Annotated in this window: 24 protein-coding genes, 1 tRNA gene and 2 pseudogenes; 19 read left to right on the plus strand and 8 right to left on the minus strand. The window is 61.7% G+C overall.

Features of this window, described 5'->3' with window-relative positions; translation table 11 throughout:
- Window positions 1–198 precede the first annotated feature (198 nt).
- Together AC1D3C_RS02525 and speB are read right to left on the minus strand one after the other, a co-directional pair.
- Window positions 199–1,287, minus strand: a complete 1,089-nt coding sequence (locus AC1D3C_RS02525) for an ABC transporter substrate-binding protein (protein ID WP_477481760.1) — start codon at window positions 1,285–1,287, stop codon at window positions 199–201.
- Between the two features lie 74 nt (window positions 1,288–1,361).
- Window positions 1,362–2,420: an agmatinase gene (gene speB / locus AC1D3C_RS02530; RefSeq protein ID WP_040125682.1), complete on the minus strand. Its 1,059-nt coding sequence runs from the start codon at window positions 2,418–2,420 to the stop codon at window positions 1,362–1,364.
- A gap of 172 nt (window positions 2,421–2,592) precedes the next feature.
- Here speB and gcvA point away from each other — a divergent pair, with 172 nt between their 5' ends.
- From gcvA to AC1D3C_RS02545, 3 genes are all read left to right on the plus strand, one after another.
- Window positions 2,593–3,534 (plus strand): transcriptional regulator GcvA, encoded by a 942-nt coding sequence (gene gcvA, locus AC1D3C_RS02535; RefSeq protein ID WP_040124095.1) that lies wholly within the window; start codon window positions 2,593–2,595, stop codon window positions 3,532–3,534.
- A gap of 122 nt (window positions 3,535–3,656) precedes the next feature.
- Complete coding sequence (locus AC1D3C_RS02540) at window positions 3,657–5,375, plus strand: ABC transporter ATP-binding protein (RefSeq protein WP_040124096.1); 1,719 nt, start codon at window positions 3,657–3,659, stop codon at window positions 5,373–5,375.
- A gap of 36 nt (window positions 5,376–5,411) precedes the next feature.
- Window positions 5,412–6,083, plus strand: coding sequence for a DUF2161 domain-containing phosphodiesterase (locus tag AC1D3C_RS02545; RefSeq protein ID WP_040124097.1), 672 nt, complete (start codon window positions 5,412–5,414; stop codon window positions 6,081–6,083).
- A 66-nt stretch (window positions 6,084–6,149) separates the two neighbouring features.
- On the opposite strand, the gene AC1D3C_RS02550 is transcribed toward AC1D3C_RS02545, so the two are convergent.
- Entirely contained in the window at window positions 6,150–6,473 is a 324-nt protein-coding gene (locus tag AC1D3C_RS02550) for a hypothetical protein (RefSeq protein WP_040124099.1), read from the minus strand.
- 89 nt (window positions 6,474–6,562) lie between these two features.
- A complete protein-coding gene (locus AC1D3C_RS02555; RefSeq protein ID WP_477481761.1) occupies window positions 6,563–7,426 on the minus strand; it encodes a DMT family transporter in 864 nt (287 codons plus the stop codon).
- Window positions 7,427–7,642: 216 nt separating this feature from the next.
- Here AC1D3C_RS02555 and AC1D3C_RS02560 point away from each other — a divergent pair, with 216 nt between their 5' ends.
- Window positions 7,643–8,995 (plus strand): aminotransferase-like domain-containing protein, encoded by a 1,353-nt coding sequence (locus AC1D3C_RS02560; protein WP_477481991.1) that lies wholly within the window; start codon window positions 7,643–7,645, stop codon window positions 8,993–8,995.
- Window positions 8,996–9,047: 52 nt separating this feature from the next.
- Here AC1D3C_RS02560 and AC1D3C_RS02565 read toward each other — a convergent pair whose 3' ends face one another.
- The 3 genes from AC1D3C_RS02565 to AC1D3C_RS02575 all read right to left on the minus strand — a co-directional run bounded on the left by AC1D3C_RS02565 (window position 9,048) and on the right by AC1D3C_RS02575 (window position 11,315).
- Entirely contained in the window at window positions 9,048–10,118 is a 1,071-nt protein-coding gene (locus AC1D3C_RS02565) for a glycoside hydrolase family 25 protein (RefSeq protein ID WP_151046571.1), read from the minus strand.
- Window positions 10,119–10,246: 128 nt separating this feature from the next.
- Window positions 10,247–10,801: a sugar O-acetyltransferase gene (locus tag AC1D3C_RS02570; protein WP_477481762.1), complete on the minus strand. Its 555-nt coding sequence runs from the start codon at window positions 10,799–10,801 to the stop codon at window positions 10,247–10,249.
- Between the two features lie 28 nt (window positions 10,802–10,829).
- Window positions 10,830–11,315, minus strand: a complete 486-nt coding sequence (locus tag AC1D3C_RS02575) for a GFA family protein (protein WP_247135708.1) — start codon at window positions 11,313–11,315, stop codon at window positions 10,830–10,832.
- A 137-nt stretch (window positions 11,316–11,452) separates the two neighbouring features.
- On the opposite strand from AC1D3C_RS02575, the gene AC1D3C_RS02580 reads away from it, so the two are divergent.
- Window positions 11,453–12,322, plus strand: coding sequence for an NAD(P)-dependent oxidoreductase (locus AC1D3C_RS02580; protein WP_247135709.1), 870 nt, complete (start codon window positions 11,453–11,455; stop codon window positions 12,320–12,322).
- Window positions 12,323–12,352: 30 nt separating this feature from the next.
- Here the strand turns inward: AC1D3C_RS02580 and AC1D3C_RS02585 are convergent, their stop codons facing one another.
- Window positions 12,353–12,802, minus strand: coding sequence for a DoxX family protein (locus AC1D3C_RS02585; protein ID WP_247033827.1), 450 nt, complete (start codon window positions 12,800–12,802; stop codon window positions 12,353–12,355).
- A 152-nt stretch (window positions 12,803–12,954) separates the two neighbouring features.
- Between AC1D3C_RS02585 and AC1D3C_RS02590 the strand changes: the two genes are divergently transcribed.
- From AC1D3C_RS02590 to AC1D3C_RS02655, 14 genes and pseudogenes are all read left to right on the plus strand, one after another.
- Complete coding sequence (locus AC1D3C_RS02590) at window positions 12,955–13,257, plus strand: Rdx family protein (RefSeq protein WP_041364050.1); 303 nt, start codon at window positions 12,955–12,957, stop codon at window positions 13,255–13,257.
- A gap of 102 nt (window positions 13,258–13,359) precedes the next feature.
- A tRNA-Leu gene (locus AC1D3C_RS02595) sits at window positions 13,360–13,446 on the plus strand.
- Window positions 13,447–13,991: 545 nt separating this feature from the next.
- The gene (locus AC1D3C_RS02600; protein WP_477481763.1) at window positions 13,992–14,741 is read left to right on the plus strand and encodes a sensor histidine kinase; all 750 of its coding nucleotides are present in this window, start codon (window positions 13,992–13,994) and stop codon (window positions 14,739–14,741) included.
- Between the two features lie 131 nt (window positions 14,742–14,872).
- Entirely contained in the window at window positions 14,873–15,412 is a 540-nt protein-coding gene (locus AC1D3C_RS02605) for an RrF2 family transcriptional regulator (protein ID WP_477481764.1), read from the plus strand.
- 223 nt (window positions 15,413–15,635) lie between these two features.
- Window positions 15,636–16,286: a response regulator transcription factor gene (locus AC1D3C_RS02610; protein WP_247033831.1), complete on the plus strand. Its 651-nt coding sequence runs from the start codon at window positions 15,636–15,638 to the stop codon at window positions 16,284–16,286.
- A 326-nt stretch (window positions 16,287–16,612) separates the two neighbouring features.
- Window positions 16,613–17,398 (plus strand): alpha/beta fold hydrolase, encoded by a 786-nt coding sequence (locus AC1D3C_RS02615; protein WP_477481765.1) that lies wholly within the window; start codon window positions 16,613–16,615, stop codon window positions 17,396–17,398.
- Between the two features lie 53 nt (window positions 17,399–17,451).
- On the plus strand, window positions 17,452–18,210 hold the full coding sequence (locus AC1D3C_RS02620) for an SDR family oxidoreductase (RefSeq protein WP_477481766.1): 759 nt from the start codon (window positions 17,452–17,454) through the stop codon (window positions 18,208–18,210).
- A gap of 74 nt (window positions 18,211–18,284) precedes the next feature.
- Complete coding sequence (locus tag AC1D3C_RS02625; protein WP_040124131.1) at window positions 18,285–18,698, plus strand: cupin domain-containing protein; 414 nt, start codon at window positions 18,285–18,287, stop codon at window positions 18,696–18,698.
- A 135-nt stretch (window positions 18,699–18,833) separates the two neighbouring features.
- Window positions 18,834–19,265, plus strand: coding sequence for a CBS domain-containing protein (locus AC1D3C_RS02630; protein ID WP_247136560.1), 432 nt, complete (start codon window positions 18,834–18,836; stop codon window positions 19,263–19,265).
- Window positions 19,266–19,289: 24 nt separating this feature from the next.
- A complete protein-coding gene (locus tag AC1D3C_RS02635; RefSeq protein WP_247033839.1) occupies window positions 19,290–20,780 on the plus strand; it encodes a mechanosensitive ion channel family protein in 1,491 nt (496 codons plus the stop codon).
- A 275-nt stretch (window positions 20,781–21,055) separates the two neighbouring features.
- Window positions 21,056–21,619: pseudogene (locus AC1D3C_RS02640) on the plus strand (PAS domain-containing protein); the annotation flags it as partial.
- 339 nt (window positions 21,620–21,958) lie between these two features.
- Window positions 21,959–23,677 (plus strand): annotated as a pseudogene (locus AC1D3C_RS02645) (PAS domain-containing protein); the annotation flags it as partial.
- A 57-nt stretch (window positions 23,678–23,734) separates the two neighbouring features.
- A complete protein-coding gene (locus AC1D3C_RS02650; RefSeq protein WP_040124136.1) occupies window positions 23,735–24,100 on the plus strand; it encodes a response regulator transcription factor in 366 nt (121 codons plus the stop codon).
- Between the two features lie 345 nt (window positions 24,101–24,445).
- Complete coding sequence (locus AC1D3C_RS02655) at window positions 24,446–25,414, plus strand: MBL fold metallo-hydrolase (RefSeq protein ID WP_477481767.1); 969 nt, start codon at window positions 24,446–24,448, stop codon at window positions 25,412–25,414.
- Window positions 25,415–25,533: the final 119 nt, after the last annotated feature.

A 25,533-nucleotide genomic window follows, 5' to 3' on the forward strand; every position in this document is an offset into this window, starting at 1 on the left:
CGGTCTCCGTGGTTTAAGACTCTCCCAATTGACGAAGAGTAAGGACCCCCTCATCCGCCTGCCGGCACCTTCTCCCCAAGGGGAGAAGAGACATGCCGCGCCGTCGCTCTTCCTTCCTCTCCCCTTGGGGAGAGGGTGGCCGAGCGACGCGGAGGCCGGGTGAGGGGGCTTCCGGCTTCGACCTTATACGGATTCAAATCACCCTGCGATCATCTCCGTCCACTTCTGGTTCAGGAAGTCGGACTTGGTCTGGTAGAGATCGTAACGCGGGATGATCGGCTCGATATCGGAGGAGACAGAGGCGAATTCGGCGGCGGTGAGGTCGAGCAGGTCGCGCTTGACCGTCGGCGAGGTGCCGACTTTCCGCGACAGCGTCGCCTGGATGGCCGGCTGGCACATGTAGTTGATGAAGGTATGCGCTTCCTCGGTCTTCTTCGAGGCACGCGACAGCGCCCAGCAACCGCTGTCCTGGATGCCGCCTTCCTTCGGGAAGGTCGAGCGGACGGGGCTCCCTTGCGAGGCGGCCAGGCCTGTGACGTCGTGGTAATACTGGCCCATCGGGATTTCGCCCGACTTCAGCGCCTGTTCGAACTGCGCCTCGTCGCGATACCAGAGGCGGACGTTCGGCTTCACTTCCGCGAGCTTTTCGAGCGCCTTGAGGATGCCCTCCTCGGTATCGAGCGCCTTGGTGCCGCCCATGAAGGTCTTTGCCGTCACTTCGAGCAGGAAGGAGTTGGAGACGAGTGCCAAGAGGCCGAGCTTGTCTGCATTCGCCTTGTCCCACAGGGCTGCCCAGGAGGTCGGGGCTTCCTTGTAGGCCTGCGTATTGGTCACCAGCGTGATGTACCAGGAAACGGCGCCGATGCCGGCGATCTTGCCGTCCGGATATTTGTTGACGAAGTTGTCGATGAGGTTCTTGGAATTCGGCAGCTTAGTGGCGTCGAGCGGCGCCCAGAGCTTGGTCGTCTGGCCCTTCAGCATGGCGACCTGCGACATCATCGAAACGTCGGCCGGAGCCGCACCCGCCTTGGCGGCCTGTTCGAGCTGAACCAGCCAGGCTTCGCCGGTCGGCTCGGCGACGGATTCAATCGCGATGCCGGTCGCCTTGGTGAAGTCCGGGAAGATGTTCTTGTCGAACGAATCCTTGAAGAAGCCGCCATAGACGCCGACCTTCAGCGACTTGTCCTGGGCGCGCAGGACAGAGGGCATGGCCAGCATGGAGGCGCCGGCGAGACCGGCACCGAGCACGCCGCGGCGTCCGAGTTTGGCGTTCAGAATGTCACGCATGATGTTCTCCTTTGTTTTTTGGGCCTGCCGGTGCTTTGCCGGCTGGCGAGTTCCCTTGTTGTCTGCAGTTTATGTCAGGCGCGGCCCTTCACGGAAGGGCTGAAGACCATCAGGCTCAGAATTTCGAACAATATCTGAGCGCCTGCATGGGCAGTGTTGTTGGTCGCGTCATATTGCGGCGCCACCTCGACCACATCGCCGCCGACGATGTTGATGCCCTTGAGACCGCGGACCAGTTCCAGCACTTCGCGGGTGGTGAGCCCGCCGATCTCCGGCGTGCCGGTGCCGGGCGCAAAGCTCGGGTCGAGGCTGTCGATATCGAAGGAGAGATAGGTCGGGCCATCGCCGACGATTGTCTTGGCCTTCTCGATGATCGCGGGCAGCCCCATGCCGGTCACTTCCTCCGCGTGGATGACGGTCATGCCGGACTCGTAGGAGAACTCCCAGAGATATTCGGCCGCACCCCGGATGCCGATCTGGATCGTCCGGGTCGGATCGAGCACGCCGTCGAGCACCGCGTTGCGGAACGGGCCGCCGTGGTGGAACTTGGTCTCGTCGAAAAAGCCGCTCGTATCGCAATGGGCGTCGATATGGATCATGCCAACCGGCGCCTTTTTGCCGACCGCCTTCAGGATCGGATGGGTGATCGAATGGTCGCCGCCGACCGAGAGCGGCAGCACGCCGGCATCGACGATCTGGCCCACCCGCTTTTCGATATCGTCATGGCTCATCTCCAGCCGGTAGCGGCTGCGGAAGGCGACGTCGCCGATATCGGCGACGTTAAGCTCATAGATCGGCGCGCATTCCATCACGTGGTTGTAGGGTCCGACACGCTCTATCGTGCGCAGCGCCCGCGGCCCGAAACGCGAGCCCGGCCGGTTGGTGACCCCGAGATCCATCGGCATGCCGACCATCGCCACCTGCAGGTCGCCGAAATCCGGGTTCTCCGCATCGAGCGGCCTGTAGGGCGCATCGAGAAGCGTGGGAATGCCCGCATAGGGCGCGACGCGGGTGCCGGCCTTGTCGAAGATCTTCTCGCCGACCTTTTTGAATTTCGGGTCAAAAATCTCGCCACCCCGGCTATCGAGGTATTTTGCGCGCAATTCGCCGAGCTTCTTCGCGTCGAATGTCATGATCGCCTCGCCTGTCTGCAGGGCCGCTTGTGCGCAGCCTAATTTTTGTTCCACCGGGCTTGCCGCCCTTGTTTTCATCATTATCCGTCAGGTGCGGGTGGAAAAGCAATTGAGATTGTTCTAGCAGTCAGTGTGAGAAAAACTCACACTTAGGTTCAATCCGAGGAATGAAATGACCAACCGGCTGCCGCCCCTCAACCCGCTTCGCGCCTTCGAGGCAACGGCCCGCCGCGGCTCGGTTTCTGCAGCGGCCCGCGAGCTCAACGTCACCCACGGCGCGGTCAGCCATCAGATCAAGGCGCTGGAAAGCTCGCTGCAGGTCTCGCTGTTCGAACGCGGCGCCAAGCGACTGAAGCTCACCTCGGAGGGCGCGCTGCTGCTGCCCGCCGTCAGCCAGGCGTTCGGCGAGATCGCCGCCGCGACCGCGCAGATGAAGCGGCCGGCGACATCGGGCGAGCTGTCGATCACCTGCGTACCGGCGCTGCTGTCCTTCTGGATCGTCCCGCGCCTCAATTCCTTCACCGAGCAGTTTCCGGGCGTCAGGCTGAAGCTCGCCGCCTCCAACGATCCGGCCGTGCTGCATTCTTCGGATGTCGACGTCGCCGTCCTTTATGGCGACGGCAACTGGCCGGACGCCTGGACGCGGCTGTGGAGCAACCTGCAGCTTTTCCCGGTCGCCAGCCCGACCCTGCTCAACAGCCGGCCGCTGCGTTCGATGCGCGATCTGGAAGACCACGTCCTACTGCATGGCGATGCGGACGGGCGTGAGTGGAACACCTGGCTTTCCGCTGCCGACGCCGTCGACCTGCCGCGCCGGCAGCAATATTTCATGGGCGACGCCCGGTTTTCGACGGAAGCGGCGCTGCATGGCCAGGGGATCGCGCTCGGCGATACGATCACCGCCAGCAAGCTGATCGCCCGCGGCGAACTAGTCGTGCCTTTCGACCTCAGCGTTCCGGCCAACGACGCCTTTTATGTCGCCTGCCGGCCGGCCATGCGCTCGGCGCCGATCGTGCGGGTCTTCATCGACTGGCTGTTCGCCTCGCTGGAGGCGGATCAGCTCGCCGAACCGCATACCTCCGCCCGCACCCTGTTGCGCAGCCGCCGCGCCTGATATCTATCCCGCACCTATTGTCCGGGCGATCAGGAGAGCGGAGTTTACCTCGTCGGCGAACCCGGCTAAGCGGGTTTCAAAAACTTGCCCCTGTTGCTCATCTATCGATTTCAGAGTGTCCGATGCTTCGCCGTTTTTTCTCATATTACCGGCCCTATCGCGGCCTTTTCATCCTCGATTTCGGCTGCGCGATCGTGTCGGGCGTGCTGGAACTGGGCTTTCCGATGGCGGTGAAGCTGTTTGTCGACCGGCTTCTCCTCAGCCAGGAATGGCTGCTGATCCTGCTCGCCTCGGCGGCGCTGCTGGTGATCTATGCGATCAATACCGGCCTGATGGCGATCGTTACCTATTGGGGCCACATGCTCGGCATCAATATCGAGACGGACATGCGCCGCGCCGCCTTCAATCACCTGCAGAAGCTCTCGTTCAGCTATTTCGACAACCAGAAGACGGGCCATATCGTCGGGCGCCTCACCAAGGACCTGGAAGAGATCGGCGAGGTCGCCCATCACGGGCCGGAAGACCTGTTCATCGCCATCATGACCTTTGCAGGCGCTCTCGCGCTGATGTTCTCGGTCAACCCGCAGCTGGCGATGATCACCGCTGTCGTCGTGCCGCTGACCGCCTGGGTCACCAGCCATTTCGGCGGCCGCATGACCCATAATTTCCGCCGGCTGTTCCAGCGTGTGGGTGATTTTAACGCCCGCATCGAGGAGAATGTCGGCGGCATCCGCGTCGTGCAGGCCTTCGCCAACGAGCAACACGAACGGAAACTGTTCGAACAGGACAACCAGAATTACCGGCGCGTCAAGCTCGACGCCTACAAGCTGATGGCGGCGAGCAGTTCGCTCAGCTATATGAGCATGCGGTTGACCCAGATGGTGGTGATGATCGCCGGCGCCTATTTCGTGCTGTCGGGCGAACTGACCGCCGGCGGCTTCATCGGCTTCCTGCTGCTGGTCGGCGTATTCTTCCGCCCGGTCGAGAAGATCAATTCGGTGATCGAGACCTATCCGAAGGGTATCGCCGGTTTCCGCCGTTTCACCGAGCTGATCGATACCGAGCCGGATATCGCCGATGCGCCCGATGCGGTCGACGTCGACCACCTCAAGGGCGAGATCGCCTATCAGAACGTCTCCTTCGGCTACAGTCCGGACAAGCCGGTGCTCGAAAACGTCGATCTTTCGATCCGCGCCGGCGAGACGATCGCCTTTGTGGGGCCATCGGGCGCCGGCAAGACGACGATCTGCTCGCTGCTGCCGCGTTTCTACGAGATCGGCGGCGGCGGCATCACCATCGACGGCATGGACATCCGCGCGATGACGAAAGTGTCGCTGCGCCAGCAGATAGGCATCGTCCAGCAGGACGTTTTCCTGTTCGGCGGGACGATCCGCGAGAACATCGCTTATGGACGCCTCGGCGCCAGCGAAGCGGATATCATCGAGGCGGCACGGCAGGCACGGCTGGAAGAGATGCTCGCCGGCCTGCCGCAGGGGCTCGACACGGTGATCGGCGAGCGCGGCGTGAAACTCTCGGGCGGCCAGAAACAGCGCGTCGCGATCGCCCGCATGTTCCTTAAAAACCCGCCGATCCTGATCCTCGACGAGGCGACCTCGGCGCTCGACACGGAGACGGAACGCGCCATCCAGCGTTCGCTTGGCGAACTCTCGCAAGGCCGCACCACGTTGATCATCGCCCACCGCCTCGCCACGATCCAGGGCGCCGACCGCATCGTCGTCATCGACGGCAACGGCATCCTCGAACAGGGCACACACCAGGACCTGATCGCCAAACGCGGTGCCTATACCCGGCTGCATGCGGCTCAGGTGGGAATGATATGATACTGTCCGCCGACTGATTCACCACCGCCGGACCGCATGGAAACTTCGCTTTATCTCCCCGTCAAAGCCTTTCTCGAAAGCTTCGGATACGAGGTGAAGGGGGAAGTGGGCGGCTGCGATCTGGTGGGGTTGAGCGAGACGGATCCGCCGGTCGTGGTGATCTGCGAGCTGAAGCTCACCTTCAATCTCGAACTGATCCTGCAGGCGGTCGACCGGGCGGGTGTTTCGGACGAGGTGTGGATCGCTGCGCGGGTTTCCGCCAAGGGTAGGGGTCGGGAGGCGGACAAGCGGTATCGCGATCTCTGCCGCCGGCTGGGCATCGGCATGCTTGGTGTCTCGGATCAGGGCGAGGTCAGCGTGCTGGTCAGTTCGGTCTCGCCGATGCCGCGCACCAATCCGAAACGGCGCACGCGGCTCGTCAGGGAACATCGCAAGCGCAAAGGCGATCCGGCCGTCGGCGGCAGCACCAAGGTGCCGGTGATGACCGCCTATCGCCAGCAGGCGCTCGCCTGCGCTTCGGCGCTGAGCGGCGGACCGCTCCGCCCGCGCGACCTGAAGCAAGCGGCATCCACTGCCGGCGCGATCCTGCGCGCCAATTATTACGGCTGGTTCGAACGGATCGACAAGGGCGTCTACGGACTGACGGAGGCCGGGCGGCAGGCGCTGCAGCGGTGGCCGCAGGCGGTGCCGGGCGAGATCGAATTTTAATTGCACCAACAGAAAAGCCGCCCGCTTCGAACGCGGGCGGCTTTGGTAATCTCTCGGGCGGGAGGCTTAAGGCCGCGTGCCGGTGCCGCCCGTTGCGCCGCCAGCCGGCGGAGTTGCCGGGGTGGCATTGTTAGCCGGCGGGGCTGCCGGGGTCATCGGAGCAGGTGCGGGAGACGACTTGGAGTTGTCGGTTACCGGCGGGTTGGTCGAAGACGTGGTCTGCTGGTCGGTCGAGGAACCGCCCATCTGCGACCATACGAATGCGCCGACCAGAATGACGGCGATCACCGCCACCCACGGTACCCACGAAGAGGTGCTGCTCCGGACTTCAGTGGTCCGGAGGTCCGGATCACGGGTCTCGAACTTTCTGTCATTGGGATCATAAGTCATGCTTTGCTTCCTCCTTCTGCAGCCGGATAATGCCCCGATACGCCTTTGGTTCCCGATTTCGTGAACCGGGAAATCCAGGCTGTGCCGAGTTAACGCGCAAATCTCTTGGCGCCCGCCACGCAGGCAACCACCGCAAGCGTCGCCGCGAACATGCCGAGATTGACCTTTTCGCCGAGGAGTGCGGCGGCCAGGACCAGGCCGAAAAAGGGTTGCAGAAGCTGTAGCTGGCTCACTCCGGCAATGCCGCCGAGCGCCAGGCCGCGATACCAGAAGATGAAGCCGATCAGCATGCTGAACAGCGACACATAGGCAAGACCGAACCAGGACGTGCTCTCGAAATCGGGCAAGGAGACCGGCATGACGGCAATCGACAGGGCCAGCATTACAGGCAGGGAAAGCGCCAGCGCCCAGGAGATGACCTGCCAGCCGCCGAGCTTGCGCGACAGGCTGGCGCCTTCCGCATAACCGAGCCCGCAGGCGAGGATCGCTCCGAGCATCAGGAGATCGCCGACCGAGGAGGCAGCCTCTTCCTGAAACAGCGCAAAACCGGCGACGATGGCGCTGCCGAGGCAGGAGAACAACCAGAAGACGGCCTTCGGGCGCTCGCCGCCCCGGAGCACCCCGAAGATCGCCGTCGACAGCGGCAGCAGGCCGACGAACACGATGGAATGGGCCGAGGTGATGTGTTTCAGCGCCAGCGCCGTCAGCAGCGGGAAACCGATGACGACGCCCAACGAGACGATGGCGAGCGGCAGGAGATCGGAGCGCGCCGGGCGTCTTTCGCGAAAGGCGAGCAGCAGGCATATGGCGAGCAACCCAGCGATCGTGGCGCGGGCCACGGTCAGGAACAGCGGATCGAAATCCGCAACGGCAATGCGGGTCGCGGGAAGCGACCCGCTGAAGATCAGAACGCCAACGAAACCGCTGATCCAGCCGTTTGTCGTGTTGTTCATCGAAAGTCTCCTGTATTGGGCGAAGCATCGCCCTTGAACGTCTCCCTTGGACGTTCTTCGCAGACATTCCTTGGGTATTTTCCCGCTATCGGCCGGAAGCCATGGCGGCGCCAGAGACAATGCGATACAATTTCCAGAAACTGTTATGGTTTGCGGAGCAGTACGGTGGATGCAAGGGCGGATCAGAAGGGCGGTGGCCAGCGTATCGGCGCCGTCATGGCGGAGATCCGCAGTCGCATCGCCGGGCGCGGACTGGTGCCCGGCGCGCGGCTTCCCTCGGTGCGGGCTTTCGCCAAGGCGATGCATGTCTCCGCCTCGACAGTGGTGGAGGCCTATGAGCGGCTGGCCGCCGAGGGACTGATCCGCTCGAGACCGGGATCGGGTTTCTACGTGTCGACGCCGCTGGCGCCGCTGTCGCTCTCCGAGATCGGCCCGAAGCTCGACAGGGCGATCGATCCGTTCTGGGTATCACGACAGGCGTTGGAGGAGGGTGACCTGTTGAAGCCCGGCTGCGGCTGGCTGCCGTCCTCCTGGATGCCGGAGGCGGCGATCCGGAGGGCTTTGCGCAGCCTGTCGCGCAGCGAGGACCGGGTCCTGTCGGACTACGGCACGCCGCTTGGCTCGCCGCAGCTGCGGCAGCTCCTCTCCCGGCGAATGGGCGAACACGGCATACCGGCCGCTCCGGACCAGATCATCCTCACTGAATCCGGCACCCAGGCGATCGACCTTCTCTGCCGTTTCCTGATCGAGCCGGGCGATGCGGTCCTGGTCGACGATCCCTGCTATTTCAATTTCCATGCCCTGCTGCGTGCGCATCGCGCAAAAGTCGTCGGCGTGCCGATGACGCCGGCCGGGCCGGATGTCGAGGCTTTCGGAAACGCGATCGAGGAGCACAAGCCGCGGCTCTACATCACCAATTCGGCAATCCACAATCCGACCGGCGCCACGCTTTCGCCGGTCGTGGCGCACCGGCTGCTGAAACTCGCCGACCGCGCCGGCCTGACGATCATCGAGGATGATATCTTCGCCGACCTGGAACACGAGCCGGCGCCGCGACTTGCCGCCTTCGATGGCCTTGACCGCGTCGTGCATATCGGCAGCTTTTCAAAAACCCTGTCGGCTTCGGTGCGCTGCGGCTTCATCGCCGCCAGGCCGGAATGGATCGAAGGTCTGGTCGACCTGAAGATCGCCACCAGCTTCGCGGCGGGCCGGTTGTCCTCGGAGCTCGTCTTGCTGCTGCTGACCGACGGCAGCTACCGGAAACATCTGGAAGAACTGCGCGTCCGGCTGTCGCGGGCAATGGACGCGACGACGGGCCGGCTGGCAACGCTCGGCATCACCCCCTGGCTTCAGCCGCGCGCAGGCCTGTTTCTCTGGTGCAGGCTTCCGAACGGGATAGAGGCCGCGGATGTGGCGCGCGCCTGCCTTGCCGACAATATCGTGCTCGCCCCGGGCAACGCATTCAGCCTCTCCCATAATGCCGGAAGTTTCCTGCGCTTCAACGTCGCGCAGTCGGAGGATGCGAGGATATTCCGGAGCCTCGAACGGGCGCTCGGCCGTTGTGGTTAACAATGAGTTGACAGCTGTCAACCGGGCTCAGGGGGGGCGCCTGCCGTCGTGCTCAGTTCTGCGCCAGCGTCGTGCGTGGCCCGATCCAGCTGTGCCACTGCTCTTCCGAGCCATGGAAGACGTTGAGGTCGATCTTGCCGGCGACGCCGTGCGACAGGCCGGAGCCGGAATATTGCCAGAACAGCCATTTGCGGCCGGGATAGACCTTGGAGGGATGCTGCGCGACGGCACGCAGCCAGAAGGGATAGTTGAGAAGCTCGCCCGACAGGTTGTCCTCGTAGAAATCCGGTGCCGTGTAGATGATCGGCCGCTGGCCGTAATAGCGCTCCAGCTTGTCCATGAAGACCTGCATCTTGTCGAGCACCCGGGCGCGCGAAAGTTTTGCCTTGCAGTTCGACTCGCCGTTCCATTCGACGTCGATGACCGGCGGCAGTGCGTCCGGATCGCGCGGCACGTTTCGAATGAACCAGTCGGCCTGTTCGCCGGCGGTGCGGCACCAGTAGAAGAAGTGGTAGGCGCCGCGCTTGATGCCGGCTTCCTTGGCCCCGCGCCAATTGGTCTTGAACATCGGATCGAGATGGTCGCCGCCGTCGGTCGCCTTGATATAGGCGAAGTTGGCCCCTTGCGTCCTCAGCTTCGCCCAGTCGATATCGCCCTGCCAGCGCGACACGTCGACGCCGTGGACGGCATAACTTCTCGGCGACACTCTGCCGAAATTGATCGGCTTGGCATCGCGGAACTGGCGGCTGTAGATCTGCATGCGACCGCGGCGAGGGGCGGGTTCCGCCTCCGGGCTGTCGGGCATCAGCATGGCGACCGGTCGCTCGGCGGGAAGCGGCATGCCGACCGTCGTTTCCCGCACGAAGGCTTGCGGCTCCGGCATCGGACCGGTCCAGGCGATATCCTGCTGTGGCGGCGCCTGCCGCTGGGGTGTTTGCTGTGCGCCGATCCGGGAGGTCTTGCCGACACCGACCGATGGAACGGGGGCGGCGGGCAGGTCGACGGAGCCCGTCTTCTCCTGCGTCGCGACGCCGGCCACCAGCTCTTCCGGGCCGGATGTCGAGGCGCAGCCCGCCAAGGCGAAGCAGGTGACGAGGAGTGCTGGCACAGCCGATAAACGCATTTGATAACCCGTACGCAAAACAACGAAGACGGCCACCCCTTGCCGTCGAGAACCCCTGACAGGAATTGCTAACGGAAAATTACCAAAAAATGCTGAATCCAATCTTTACGCGCGGCGATGTTCTGAAATCAGACGCGCGGCGTGATCAACCGGGCTGGACTTCCCGCAACCGTGGCGCCGGGCGGCACGTCCCGCGTCACCACCGAGCCGGCGCCGACGATCGCCCCATCGCCGATCGTAATGCCGCCGAGGATGATCGCGCTGCCGCCGATCCAGACGTCGTCGCCGATGTCGATCGGGCGGGCAATCTCGTGGCCCTCGGCGCGCAGGGTGGGGTCGCGGTGGTGATCGGCGCAATAGAGCTGTACGCCAGGTCCCAGCATCGAGCGGGGACCGATCCTGACCGGTGCGCTATCGAGGATCGTGCAGCCGGCATTCAGATAGACGCCTTGCCCAAGAAAGACGTTGAAGCCGTAGGCGCAGTGGAAAGGGGCTTCCAGAAAGGCGTCCGGGGCTGCGCCCAACAGCGCCCGCAGGGCAGGCGCCATCGCGCTGCGCTCAGTGGGCGGCATGGTGTTATGCGCATGGACGGCAACGCGTGCCTTGTTCCTCAAAGTGTCGAGTTCCGGATCCAGGCAGCAATACCATTCGCCGGCCGCCATCTTTTCGCGTTCGCTCGCCATGTCGTCTCCCCCGTTGCCTTCTCGTGTTTCAGCGTTCCGCCCCGGCCTTGATCCGGGCCGTCTCACGCCGCGCGACGCTTTCCGCCGGCCACATCGCCTTGGAGCTGTAATAGTTCTCGAACACATTGGCGCCTTCCGGCAGGCCCACCCAGGCGACTTTCGAGCGGGTGAAGATATGCACGTCCGGTGAGAATTCGCCACGCCTTTCGAGCGTCTGGACCCGGATGAACAGCATCCATTTGCGCCGGCCGTAATCGCTCCAGACCGCTGTCTGGCACTCTGGGCAGCGGTAGATATCGTGGGGCAGACCGCTATCGGTCTTCATGGCGATCGCGACCGGCTCCGTACTCGTCACCTCCACCCGATCGGCCTCGATCAGGGCATTGATCGCAAAGGCGCCGCCCGTCTGCTGCTGACAGTCGGTGCAATGGCAGCAATGGATGAACATCGGTCGCCCATACATGCGATAACGCACGTTGCCGCAGAAGCAGCCGCCCTTGAATATTTCGCTCATCTTCCGTCCGGGCTCCCTCAGATTACGCATGTCGAATATGAAATATTCCTCAACCCTCCCGCAATGCAAAATGAAGAAGACGAGACCGGCATGTTCTGCTTTAACTCCGGCAGCAACGACATGAGCAGGATCAACGCATGACGAAAGAACGGGTTGGTATCGTCGGCCTCGGCCGGATGGGCAGTGCCATGGCCGAGCGCCTTCAGAAGCAGGGCTTTTCGGTGACGGGCTGGACACGCAGCGGGCTTTCCGGAGAAAAGGCTTCGGCACTCGGGATTGCCGCCTCAGCTGGCCTGGCTTCGCTTTTCGACGCTTCGGATATCGTCATCCTTGCCCTGCTCGACGATGCCGCCGTGCATGCCGTGCTTGATGAACTCGCCGCCGCCGCGCCGGCCGGCAAGCTGGTCGTCGATACCAGCACCGTCAGCCCCGAGACGCTGCGCTCCCATCAAGATGCGATGGGCAAGGCGGGTGCGGCACTTCTCGACGCACCAATTTCCGGCGGGCCGGAAATGCTCCTGGCAGGCACGGCCGGTCTTTATATCGGAGGGGCGGAAAAGGACTTTCAGCGTTTCCTGCCGTTGGCCGAGATGCTTTCGAACCGTATCCATCACGTCGGCGGGTTGGGCGACGGGGCATCGGCAAAACTCGTCAACAACATGATGCTGATGGGGCTGTGGCAGATCATGAAGGAAGCCGTCGAGCTCGGCGGCAAGGCTGGGCTCGGGCGCGGCAAGATGATCGAGATCCTGTCCGGCAGTCCGGCTGCAAGCCCGGCCATGCGGTCGCGGCTTCCGGTCATCCTCGGCGAGACCGAGGCGGTCGGGTTTCCAGTCTCCGGCGTGCTCAAGGATATGGGCGTGGTTCTTGATCTTGCCCGCGGTCTTGGTGTCGCGACACCGGCCATCGAGGCGGCGCGCGCCAGTTTCGAGAATGCCGCGGCACTCGGATATGGCGACGCCGATCTCGCCACCGTGGTGCGGCTGGCACTCGAGCGAAAAGGCTGAGCCCGGGAGCGGCCCAGCCTTTCCTGAAGTTCAGAGCGTCCGGCCGAGGCGGGCGTCGACCGAGTGGCTATTGCCGCCGCGCAGAGCGAAGAACAGGAAGATCGCTGCCCAGAGGATAGACTTTTCGGCGCCGGCGAGACCCTGGTTCTGGGCGATGCCGTGGAAATAGACGGTGACCAGAAGCACGATCATCGCCGCGAAGGAGGCGGGCCGGGTGAAGAGGCCGATGGTGACGAGAATGCCGCCGAAGAATTCCGTGGCAGAGAGCAGCGGCGACCAGAAGACGCCCGGATAAAAACCGAGGCTTTCGACCATGCCGACCGCGCCGAACGGGTTGGTGATCTTGCCGAAACCGTGGGTGACCAGCAGCGCGCCGGCTGCGACGCGCAGGATCGTCTCGACGATCTCATGGCCGGAGGTATAGACAGGAGCGAGCGCCGGAATGATCAGCCGGGAGCGGGTGGTGGATTGAAGAGCCATGGGACCTCTTTCTTTGAAAACGACGCGACCGTCGTCGCAGGAGATCCAAATTGACGTTCGCGACCTTTCTGTCGAGATATGCGCGTTCAAAAACTTGACCGTTCCGGTTGACAATATCGTGAGACCGAATTGACTTGGGTAGAAGGCGAAACATCATGGAAAAACCGCGCATTACGATTCTCTACTGCACCCAGTGCAACTGGCTGCTGCGGGCCGGCTGGATGGCGCAGGAGCTTTTGCAGACCTTTGGCGATGCGCTCGGCGAGGTGGCGCTGATCCCTGGCACCGGCGGCAATTTCGAGATCCAGGTGAACGGGACGCTCATCTGGGAGCGCAAGCGCGACGGAGGCTTCCCTGGCCCCAAGGAGTTGAAGCAGCGGGTGCGCGACATGATCGACCCGGACCGCGACCTCGGCCACGTGGACCGCAAGGCGACCGAGGACGGCGGCAGCTGAGACCGCCCGTGACAGATCCGTGAAGGTTTTTTGGCGACGGGCGCGGAAACTTCAAAAAGCCAGTTGACAGGGGAAGGTCACACCCGTACATGGCTCTCCGTCGCCCAGATGGCGGAATTGGTAGACGCGCCAGCTTCAGGTGCTGGTACCCGAAAGGGTGTGGAGGTTCGAGTCCTCTTCTGGGCACCATTCCGATTTGATCCCTACCAAGATCAAATACTTAACGCCTTTCCAAACAATTGCGCATTGGCTGCCTTGTAACAAAGGCCTGCAACAATGCGCTTGAGGCTTGTTCGCCCGATGGTTACGAAAGGCTCATCGAATCCGCATTTCGTAAAGCGGATATCCGTCAGATATCCGAGACGTCCTCGTCGGCCGAAAGCTGGTCATTCCGCTGGGCGAGGAGGTTGTGGAATTCGCCGTTACCGCCTTTGCCTATGCTCGGATTTGCAACGGAGGGGCAGTATTAGGAACGGCTCCCCGCCCTCATAGAAGGCGACAATCCGATGCTTTGCTCGCCATTTTTCTATGTGGTCGCGCCCAGGGTCTCGCACTGTGCTCATGCTTGATTTTGCCGTCGTCCTCCTGCGCGGGACAAAACCACCCGCGTGAAACCTATCCTTCGGTATGGGCATGTCCCATCCTTGGCTTGATCGATCCCAACCCTGCCATCCCTTAGGTTGTGCTGCATTGCTGACCGATTTTGGGCTTGTTCCGCGCCCATGGAGGATCTCATGTCGCATACCGAAATAGGCCTACAAGTCCAAAAAGGCTTTCCACCTTCTGTTGCCGGTGCCGCGGCTACGGGTCGCCTGCCGGATTCCATGCCTGGCACGGTTCATGATCTGGGCAATCTCATACAGGTTGCGGTATCCGCATTGAACATCCTCTCCCGCAACGCTCATCTGGCAGCGGACCCGAGTCTGCCGCCCATCGTTGCCAGTGCGAGAATGTCTCTCGGACGCGCCGGAGCGCTTGTGGAGCAGACCCTCCGCCGGGCACGCGAGGGAGAGACCTCGGTGGAAGCCGTCAGCGTCGCTGGCTGCCTGAGGGAGCTTCGGGAGTTGGTCGAAACCATCTGGCAGCCCGAAATCCGGCTCGACCTGCAGGTGGAGCCGAATCTGCCGCCCCTGACCTGCAGTCGGATCAACTTGCAGGGCGCCATCATGAACCTGCTGACGAATGCGCGCGATGCCATGCCGGATGGAGGGACTATCGCACTTGCCGCGCGAAGCGCGGGAAAAGGCGGATATGCGGCGGCCGTCGAGATAGAGATCGTGGACAACGGCCTCGGCATGAGCCCGGATACGCTGCAGCGTGCCTTTGAGCCCTTCTTCACAACAAGAGCGACGGGGCTTGGCGGCTTCGGCTTGCCGGTGGTCAAGCGGTTCGTCGAGGACGTGGGAGGACATATCGCCGTCGAAAGCAAACTCAATACCGGCACGCAAGTCACCCTGTATCTGCCGATTGCCGAACGCCGATGACGACTTAAGCGGAAGTGAAAGACGTTACCGTCTCCGGCGGCGGCTGATTTCCGTGCAGCGAATGTTGCGCTTCGTTGGGCAGTTCAAATTAGTGCTTGCCAGCCATAACTCAGACAATTATAGTCCGAGTTATGGCGCATATGACGGCAGGTGTGGAATACGGGCTGCATTGTCTCCTGTGGTTGGCGAGTTCGCCCGGAACGCCGCTCAGCAGCCGCGATCTGGCGGATTTTCAGGGAATTTCCCGGAGTTTTCTGGCGAAGGTATTTCCGAAGCTGGAAAAGGCGGGGATCGTGTCCGCCTCCGAGGGCATCAACGGGGGATATCTGCTCGCAAGGCAGCCCGGAGATATCACGGTTCTGGAGGTTGTCGATGCGATCGAAGGTAAGAAACCCTTGTTCGACTGCCAGGAGATCCGCGGCCGCTGCGCCGTATATCGGGAGCGGCCGCCGTCATGGGCAACGAAAGGCGTATGCGCAATCCACGCGGTGATGCTGCGCGCGGAGAAGGCGATGCGGGATTCGCTTGCGAGCCAGACGCTGGCCGATATTGCCGGCGACCTCGGTGGAAAGGCGCCGCCGGAATTCTCCGACGACGTCCGCAAATGGCTTGCGGATAGAACAAAGGGCCGGACCCGAAGCGGTGCAACAGAAGACAGAGCGTTGTCCTGACGGGCTGGGGACGCGTGACATGGATTGCGGCTGGCAATTGCAGCCAGGCGGAGTTGAGATGCTGCCGCTCCAGCAGATAGGGGACCCAGATTGATGAAGGATATATTTATCTTGGCCGGCAACGGCGCCCTTCACTCGTCGGGGTGCGTTCGGTCGCAGGGCGGTAAGGCGAGCGCGCTGCGCATGGTAGCACCTATAATCTGCCTTCTCGGGAGATGATCAGATGGCAACCTCAGCTGTCGTTGCAGATAATCCGCTGGTCCTCGTCGTCGACGACGACGAGGACGTTCGCAACTCCCTTCAGGAGCTTATGGAATCTGTCGGGCTCGATGTCGCCTGTTTCCCGTCGCCCAGAGAACTGTTGAGCGCCGGTCTCCCCGATCGGCCCGGCTGCCTGGTGCTGGATGTCCGAATGCCCGGCGCGAGTGGTCTTGACTTGCAGCATCAACTCTCGGCGCGCGGAATTACGAAACCCATCGTCTTTCTCACGGGATACGGCGACATTCCGATGACGGTGCAAGCCATGAAGGCCGGCGCCGTCGATTTCCTGACGAAACCGGTGCGCGACCAGACGTTGTTGGACGCCGTGATTGCAGGCATTCAGCGGGACGTGGAGCAGAGGGCGCAGGCGGAGAACATCCATCAGCATTCCAGCCGGTTCGCGACGCTGACGCCGCGCGAACGTCAGGTACTTCGTGAAGTTGCGCGCGGCCGCCTCAACAAACAGATCGCTTTCGAACTCGGGATCAGCGAGATCACCGTTAAACTCCACCGCAGCAATGTAATGCGCAAGATGCGGGCTATTTCCATCGGCGAACTCATTCGCGCCTGGGATTCATTGCCCTCCAGTCTTCGCGAGACGCCGCAGGCTTGAGTCTGCGCAATACTATCCTCACAACCAAAAGCTGCCCCCCGAAGCGACTAGTCTTGGCGCATAAGCGCCGGACGCCTCTTCCTTCGCCACAGGGCCCTGAAGGCTGGGGAATGTCTTCGAGCTTTAGCCGCCGATCATCGGCAAAGCATGAGCTCCTCGCTCGCTGCGGGAGCGATTGCCCTGAGTTCAGGCAGGATAATCTAATCACCCGATCTATCCTACCTGTACTCTGGGACTAGATGGTCGATGCCTCTGTTCGATAGGCTGGCGGCCCGCCGTGACGCATTCTCCTGACCGGTCGAAGAGGCTCTAACAGGAGACATAAGATGCGCGATATCATCAAAACTCTGACGCTCGCCGCAACGGTGGGCACGGCAGTTGCGGCATTCGCACAGGCCGCGGAACCGCGAGCCAAGCCGACGATCGTGCTGGTGCACGGCGCATTCGCCGAGTCGTCGAGCTGGAACGGCGTGATCGGTGCGCTCGCCAAGGACGGCTATACGGCGATCGCCGCTGCCAATCCGCTCCGCAGCGTTGCCAGCGATGCCGCGACTGTCGCAAGCGTCCTCCGCTCGATTTCGGGACCGGTCGTGCTGGTCGGTCATTCCTACGGTGGGCCGGTCATCACCGAAGCGGCCAACGGTAATCCGAATGTGAAGGCCTTGGTCTACGTCGCCGCCTTTGCTCCGGAGACCGGTGAATCCAGCGCGAGCCTTTCGGGAAAATTTCCCGGCAGCACGCTGGGGGACGCGTTGACGACGACTGCGCTGTCGGGCGGCGGCCAAGATCTTTACATCCGGCCGGACCGGTTCCACGATCAGTTTGCCGCCGACGTGCCCGAAGACACGGCGCGGCTGATGGCGGCCACCCAGCGCCCAATCGCGCAGGCCGCATTGGCCGAACCGTCGGGCGCCGCCTCCTGGAAGACGCTGCCTTCCTACGCGATTTACGGTTCCGCCGATCGCAACATCCCGCCAGCCGTGATGAGCTTCATGGCGAAGCGAGCGCATGCGGTGAAGACCATCGTCATCGAGGGCGGTTCGCATGCCCTGACGGTTTCGCATCCCAAGGAAATAGCCTCTCTGATCGAGGAAGCAGCCTCGGCGGAATAACGCCGGCAGCAGACCCGCAACTCAATATCAAACTTGAAACCAGGAGATAGGACATGAAGATCGTCGTTATTGGAGGCACGGGCCTCATTGGTTCGAAAACCGTCGAACGGCTTCGCAAGAAGGGACATGAGGTGCTTGCTGCATCTCCAAATTCGGGTGTGAACACAGTGACTGGAGAAGGTCTTGCTGGAGCTCTGACCGGTGCCGAGGTGGTTATCGACCTGGCGAACTCGCCGTCCTTCGACGAGAAAGCCGCCATGGAATTTTTCGATGCAGCTGGTCGCAACCTCTTTGCAGCGGAAAAGGCCGCAGGCGTTCGTCATCATGTCGCGCTGTCGGTCGTCGGCACGGACCGTATGCAGGCGATGGGATATTTCCGCGCCAAGCTGCGTCAGGAAGAGCATATCCGCAGCTCAGGAGTGCCTTACACAATCGTCCATGCCACCCAGTTCTTCGAGTTCGTGGGTGCCATCGCCCAGTCGGCAACCGAAGGAACGAATGTTCGCGTGCCGACGGGCGCTTTTCAGCCGATCGCAGCAGACAACGTTGCCGACGCCATGGCTGATGCCGCTCTAGCCGAACCGGCGAACGGTATGATCGAGATCGCCGGCCCCGAGCGCGCACCGATGAATGAATTCATCGGGCGTTACCTCAAGGCCACCCACGATCCGCGTACCATCCTCGCCGATCCGCATGCCCGTTATTTCGAGGTCGAGATCGACGACCGGACACTGGTTCCGGATGCCGGCGCCGGCCTTGGCGCGATTCGCTTCGAGGACTGGCTCCAGTCCCCTGCCGCCCAGAAAAAGTAAGCCACTCCCTCGCAAATTCCTCCCGGCTTCACCGGTCTTTCGGGTTGGCAAGCCTTATTTACCAGGAGACGAAGATGATCAGGATATTTCTTTGCGCGGCGGCTCTCGTATTTGCCTCCGCGGCTGCGGTTTCGGCGGATGATGACCACAGCGATGAAAAGGTAACGGTGGTCTACGACCAGCCACTGCCCAACGTGCCCGGTAAGAGCATGAAGGGCGTGCTCGTCGAATATGCGCCCGGCGGCACCTCGCCCGCTCACACGCATCCCAAATCCGCCTTCATTTATGCGACGGTTCTGGAAGGAGCGATAACCAGCAAGGTCAATGGCGGGCCGGTGACCGTCTACCATGCCGGCGAGAACTTTTCCGAGTTTCCCGGCGACCATCACGCCGTGAGCGAAAATGCAAGCAAGACGGAGCGTGCTCGCCTCCTTGCCGTGTTCGTGGTCGACACGAATGAAACCAATCTGACGACCTACGAAAAGTAAGCTCGAACGGGAAAGGCGGTTCTCGCCTGACATCAATGACGGAATGGCGCCCTCTGGCCGGCGCCATTCCGGTTCCGATTGCAATCAATACCGACATGCCCGGCCGTGCCCGCGAGCGCCGTCAGGAGGAAAACCATGCGCATCGAAAAACTCTATCCCATGACATCGGCCCGCCTGATGGTGATCGATGTCGCCGCTACACTGCAGGCCGCCGCCCTAACACTTTCCAATCCGGGCATTGGACTTGTCGTCGTCAGCGAGCGACACGGAAAGGCAGCCGGGGTACTCAGCAAATCCGATCTTATTCGCCATCTGGCTGACCGCGAAGCGAATGCAAGCGTCGAGGCGCTGATGAGCCGCAACATCATTTCCTGCAGCCCGGCAGATGAACTACAGGCGACATGGCAGGTCATGGTGGAAAACCGCATCCAGAACATGCCGGTCCTCGGCGCGGATGCAAAGCCTCTCGGCGTTCTCGATATCCGCGACGCCCTAAAGGTTCTCTTCGAGCAGGAGCAGTTGCAGGAACACATGCTGGCGAACTACGTCGCCGGCATCGGCTACTGACCTCCGAACACCGGGACGATCATCATGCTTCAGGCATATCTGGGTGAAATCGCCGCCGAACCGCTCGCATGGCTGATCATTCTAGGTTTGACCGGGATGGCCGTTTGGAAGCTCATCGGCCCGTTGCGCTCCAATCTGCGGCTCGTGGTGCAGATCGTCTTTTTCACGGCCATGACCTCCGTCCTCGTTTTCGAAGATATTCCGCTCGGTCAATCCCAAGGCCTGCGGATCGGCGACGAGCGTGCCGTATTCATCGTCTTCGGCCAATTGTTGTGGTGGCTCCATCTCTCCTGGGCCGTCATCGGGTTCGTGCGTATCTATCTGGTTTTGGAAGGTAGGCCTCGCGAGGCCCGCCTGTTGCAGGATATTGTCGTCGGCGTCGTCTATATGTGCGTCACGCTCGCCGCCCTGGCTTTCGTTTTCGGCGCTCCTGTCGGAACGCTGATCGCGACGTCCGGCGTCATCGCCATTGCGCTTGGTCTTGCCCTTCAGAATACACTCGGCGACGTCTTCTCCGGTGTCGCCCTCAATCTCGGGCATACTTATGCGCTAGGCGACTGGATTCTCCTTGAGGACGGCACGGAAGGACGAGTTACCGCAAGCACCTGGCGTTCGACGCAAATTCTGACGGGCGCCAACAATATCGTCGTGCTGCCGAACAGTGTCCTTGCCAAGCTGAAGCTGACCAATGTCAGCCGGCCCGACGAAACGCATCTCCTAAAGATGACGGTACGGCTGGTCCCGACGCACGCACCCTCGATTGTCGAGGAGGCCATGTTGACGGTTCTGGCCGGCTGCAATTCGATCATGCGCGAGCCACCGCCACTGGTCTCGTTCAGCGGCCTCGATGCCACCGCGCTGGAAATCCGTCTGTTTTTCCGCGTGAGCAATCCACTGCTGAGAATAACGGCTCAGAACGAGGTGATCGATCGATTCTACCGTCATTGCCGATCGTCCGGGCTGCACCTTGCGATGCCGCCCTCGGCGATCGCCATCGCGGACGGAACTTACTTGAAAGAAACACCTCGACCGCCTGAAGCGATGCTGCAGGAGGTTATCGATGAGAACCCGATCCTCTCCGGGCTGACGCAATCCGAAAGAGAAAAATTGGCTCAGTCTGGCATAGAGCGCGAATATCGCAAGGGTGACGTCATCGTCGCCCAGGGGCAGGCGCTACCTTGGATGATGATCATCCGCACCGGCGTCGTGTCGATGCAGCACGACGAACAGGAAAAAAGACGCCTTTCCTCGGGCGACTTCTTTGGGGGAACCGGCCTTCTGGCGGGAACGGAGGAGGCCTACACGCTGCAGGCCCTGACGCGAGTCACTGCTTACGAGATCGACCAGAAGAGTTTTGCGCAGCTGATCGCCGAACGACCGGCAATAGCCGAGGAGATCGCGGCAATGCTGTCCTCGGGCCCTGGCGGCATCCGCGATCTACGACTTGCAGAAGAGAAACACGAGCGGACTGCCACCGCTTTTCTGAAGTCGATCCGGACGATCTTCAGCAGCTGAATATGGAGGGCAAAGCGGGCCGCGCGATCCCGGCATTGCCTCTTTGCGCCGCGCTTGGCTTGGATCGGATATCTGCTGGCACTTGCTACGATCGAAAGCTGAATTGCCTCGCGAATCTTCGCCCTATCCTTCGGAACAGGTGTTTTTGTCGCAAGCTCCCGTATACCGTCTTTTGTGGAGAGGCCGTGGCGTAGTTTCGATTTAAGCGCACCATGGCGATCTCAAATGAAATGGGATCGGGTTGAGGCATGTCGAAGTCCGCCGGAGCTTCGGGGATGGATAGTGGTGGGGGATCGGTAAGGTCACCCGATATTGATGCCGTACAGGCGGCAAAGGTCGTCGAGCGGATCACCGGCAATGGCTGGGCAACCGATGCCGGCGGCAATTTTATCTATGTGACGCCGGCTGCACTCGCCTTTTTCGGTCTCGCTTTGGAAGACCTCAACTCGCCACTGGACGACAATACTTTGGGCTGGAGCCGGGTCGTCCATCCGGAGGACTACGAAGGCGCGGCCGCCATGTGGCAGCGTTGCCTGCAGACTGGCGAACATTACAACGTGGAACATCGCATGCTGCGTGCGGACGGTATGTGGGGCTGGACGCGCAGCACCGGGCATCCGGTACGCAACGACGACGGTACCATTACCGGGTGGTATGGTACGGTGATCGATACCGATACCCCGTCGCCGCGGCGCGACCGTATTGTCGGCGTCGCCCGCGCGCTCAACAACACCACACCCGAAGCGTTCTTGTCGATGGACGCCGTTCACCCGCACGACCGGCCCACCGTGGAGCAGGCAACTGCGCGGGCGTTCTTTCACGGCGTTCCTCAGGTCAGCAGCTACCGGCAGCTTCAAGCCGATGGGAACTACCGCTGGGTCGAGTTTCGGGTGGAACCCGAATACGGCATCAGCGTCGATGTGGATCCGGCGGTGGCAAGGCAGGATAAGCGGTGGACGACCGCGAGCTCTTTCGGTGAGACCGGTGAAGCGGTGCGGGCTGCGCTTGCCATCGAGAACCTCTATGGCGGCGCATGGGCGATGGACGCGTCCGGGCAGTTCACCTACGCAACGCCGACTGCGCAGACCTCTATAGCGATGACGCTCGAGGACCTGAACGAGCTGCTGGAGGGCAAACCATTCCTGGAAGGCGGCGAGCAGGGTTGGCAGCGAGGTACGCATCCGGAGGATCGCAAACGGGTCGGCGAGTCGTTGCGCCAGGCCCTGAGGACGGGTGAACACTGGAATGTCGAATATCGGGTACTACGCGCCAATGGAGCCTATGTCTGGCATCGCGCCGCGGCCCGGCCGACACGCGACAGTCAGGAACGCATCACAGGATGGTACGGTGCGACACTGGATATCGACGTCTACAAAAGAACGGAAGCGGCCCTACGCGAGCGTGAAAGGCAGCTGCAACAACTTATTGACACCGTGCCCGCGCTGATCTGGAGCACAACGGCCGACGGAACGCCGACTTATGTCAACAAACCTTTTACCGAAGTGACGGGCGCCACTCTCAAGGATATCACAGCACCGGATGGGTCGCCTTCACTGAGCGTCGTACACCCGGATAGTCGGGAATTGGTGCGCCAGGCCGTCCGGCATTCATTCGCCACGGGCGCTCCGTATATCCAGAGATATCGTCAGCGCCGTGCCGATGGCAGTTATCGCTGGACGGAGACCCGGGCGGAACCCTTACGGGACGAGACCGGCATCATCCTCCAATGGTACGGCGTGAGTTCCGACATCCACGATCTGGTGATGGCCGAGGAGGCGGTGCGCGTGAGCGAACGGCATCTTCAGCAGCTCGTCGAAACGCTGCCCGCATTGATTTATTGCGCCATGCCGGATGGCAAACCGATATATCGCAGTCAAAAACTTCGCGAATACCTCGGATTCAATCTAGAAGACAAGGATGAGGCAGGAAAGCCTCGGCTGGATGGCACACTCGAAGCCGTAATCCACCCCGATGACCTGCCGACCATCAAAGAACGATATGGCCATTCGCTATCGACCGGCGAACCCTATGCACAGAGGCATCGCCTGAGGCGGTTCGACGGCGTGTATCGCTGGGTGGAAACGCGCGCAGCGGCGATGCGCAACGGTGAGGGCACGATCGTGCAGTGGAATGGCATTTGCTTCGATATCGAGGATCAAGTGCGTGCGCAGGAGGAACTGCGCCTGGCCCAGGAGAACCTTGCGCGCGCAAGCCAGGCTGCCAGCCTTGCCGAGCTTTCGGCATCCATCGCCCACGAGGTCAATCAACCTCTGTCGGCGGTGATGAACTATTCGAGTGCCTGCCAGCGCTGGCTCAATGCTGAACCGCCGAATATCGAAAGGGCGCAGAAAACGCTGGATCGTATCGTCCATAGCGCGAACTCTGCTGCCGACGTCGTCGGCCGCATCCGTGCCCTGTTCAAGCAAACCCCTGCCAAGAGGGATTGCGTGGCGCTTGGCGGCGTCGTGTTCGAGGCCCGCGATCTGCTTGCCGAAGAGGCATCGCGGCGCCGCATCCGCATTGATGTCGAGGGCGAAAGCGGCATTAGGCTCGTCCCGTTCGATCGGGTCCAGATCCAGCAGGTCCTGGTCAATCTCATGCGCAATGGCATGGACGCCATGGCTTCCGTTCCGAAAGACAGGATCCTTCAGGTTCGGGCCCATCGAATGGGCGACATGGCTCGCATCGAGGTTAGCGACCGGGGACGCGGCATCCAGTTCCCCGACAAGATATTCGAGCCTTTCTTCACGACAAAAGATCAGGGAATGGGCATGGGGCTCGCGATCTCGCGCTCGATCGTCGAGGCACATGGGGGGCAGCTTTGGGCGGAAGGGAACGAACCGCGAGGCACCAAGTTCATATTCACGCTACCGGCGGATGGAGGTGCAGGTTCATGATCGCGGGTTGTCGGATATGTCGGAAACTAACTCGCACCGGCCAGGAGGAAGCATAACATGAGCAAGCCCGTGGTGGCGGTTGTCGATGACGATCCAAGGGTTCTTGCATCACTGGAAGAATTGCTGGAGTCGGCCGGATATTTGATCCGCAGCTTCTCTTCCGCAGAATTGCTGCTCGCCCGCGGGCTTGCGGGCGTCGATGTGTTGATCACCGATATCGGCATGCCTGGGGTCGATGGGTTTGAACTTCGCGACCTTGCCAGGCGGGAGAACCCGCAACTTCCCGTATTCCTGATCACCGGGCGGCATGAGATAGCCGATCAGGACCGAGCCCGTGGCGCCGGCGGTTTTCTGCGAAAACCCTTTGACGGACATGCTCTGCTTGCGGCCGTTCGTGATGCGCTAGGCAAGCGGCAAGACTGAGCGCTCCTGAGTTTCCATCGCTTTTCCTGGTCACGAGATCACGGCTGTTTCATCGCAGACGTGGTCGGTTCGATTGGCCAAGCATCGGCTTGGAGCGCCTGTATTGATGAACCAGCGATTCACCGCTCGTCCAGGACCTATCCTCAAAATATCAGCGTCTCCATCCTCAATAATGGCGGGCCATAACTTAATCCTCGTTCTCGTAAACGAACGGGAGAACCTACCTGTTCTTGGGTGTAGCCCTCCCTCTCCCTCGGCCCAATCGACCGCCAAAAAGCGCGCCAATACACTCCGTCGCATGGTTCGTGCCCCGCACGTTCCAATCCCGCAGAACAGGAGCGCGTTATGACGCAGGCAGAAGCAAATCCCCCCATGATAGGTCAGCAGGAGACAAAAATGAATATCGAGAACACTTCACGCTCCGGCAGGCCGGCAACTGAAGAACTGGTTCCGTCGCGTTATGCGGTGAACATTGGCGAGATCGAAGTGTTGGTAATCAGCGATGGCGTGCTGCCCCTTCCGACCAAGATGTTGGGCCACAATGCCGATGCGGCAGAACGTGCCACCTGGCTGGACAGTATGTTCCTGCCGCAGGAAGCTTTCGACTGGGCGCTGAATGCGGTTGTTGTGCGTAGCGGCGCGCAGGTCATCCTCATCGACGCCGGTCTGGGGCTGGATCCGGAATTGAACCTCCCGCGGGCCGGCCAGCTGGTCAAGCGATTGGAGAGCGCCGGCATCGATCTCGGATCGGTGACCGACGTGGTGCTGACCCATATGCACATGGACCACGTCGGCGGGCTGATCGTCGATGGCGTGAAGGAGCGGCTACGTCCCGACCTGCGGATTCACGTTGCTGCGGCCGAGGTTAAATTCTGGGAAGCGCCTGATTTCACGCGTGTAAACATGCCTCCCGGTTTCCCGGATGCGCTTCGGGCGGCGGCCAAACGGTTCGCCGAGGAATACCACAACCAGCTGCGCCTTTTCGACGAGGAACAAGAGGTTGCTCCAGGCGTCGTCGTCTCCCGCACCGGTGGCCATACGCCCGGACATAGCGTGGTCCGCGTCGCTTCCGGAAAAGACCGGCTGATGTTTGCAGGCGACGCCGTCTTTGCGGTCGGCTTCGAGCACCCCGACTGGTTCAATGGTTTTGAGCATGACCCCGAGGAAGCTGCCCGCGTTCGGGTTCGGCTTTTGCGAGAGCTGGCGGCGACAGGCGAACTGTTGGTCGCCACCCATATGCCGTTCCCGTCGGTCGGGCATGTCGCAATCGACGGCGACGCCTTCCGTTGGGTTCCGGTTTTCTGGGACTACTGACGACCTATAGGCGACTGCATGCGGTCTGACATTCAGAAGATCGCATGCAGTTTTTTCGCGGCAATTTCGCGTCAGCGGATTTCTGCTTCGCGCGATCGTCAATACTACCGCTAAAGCCC

The organism is Neorhizobium sp. P1_A6 (assembly GCF_056406795.1).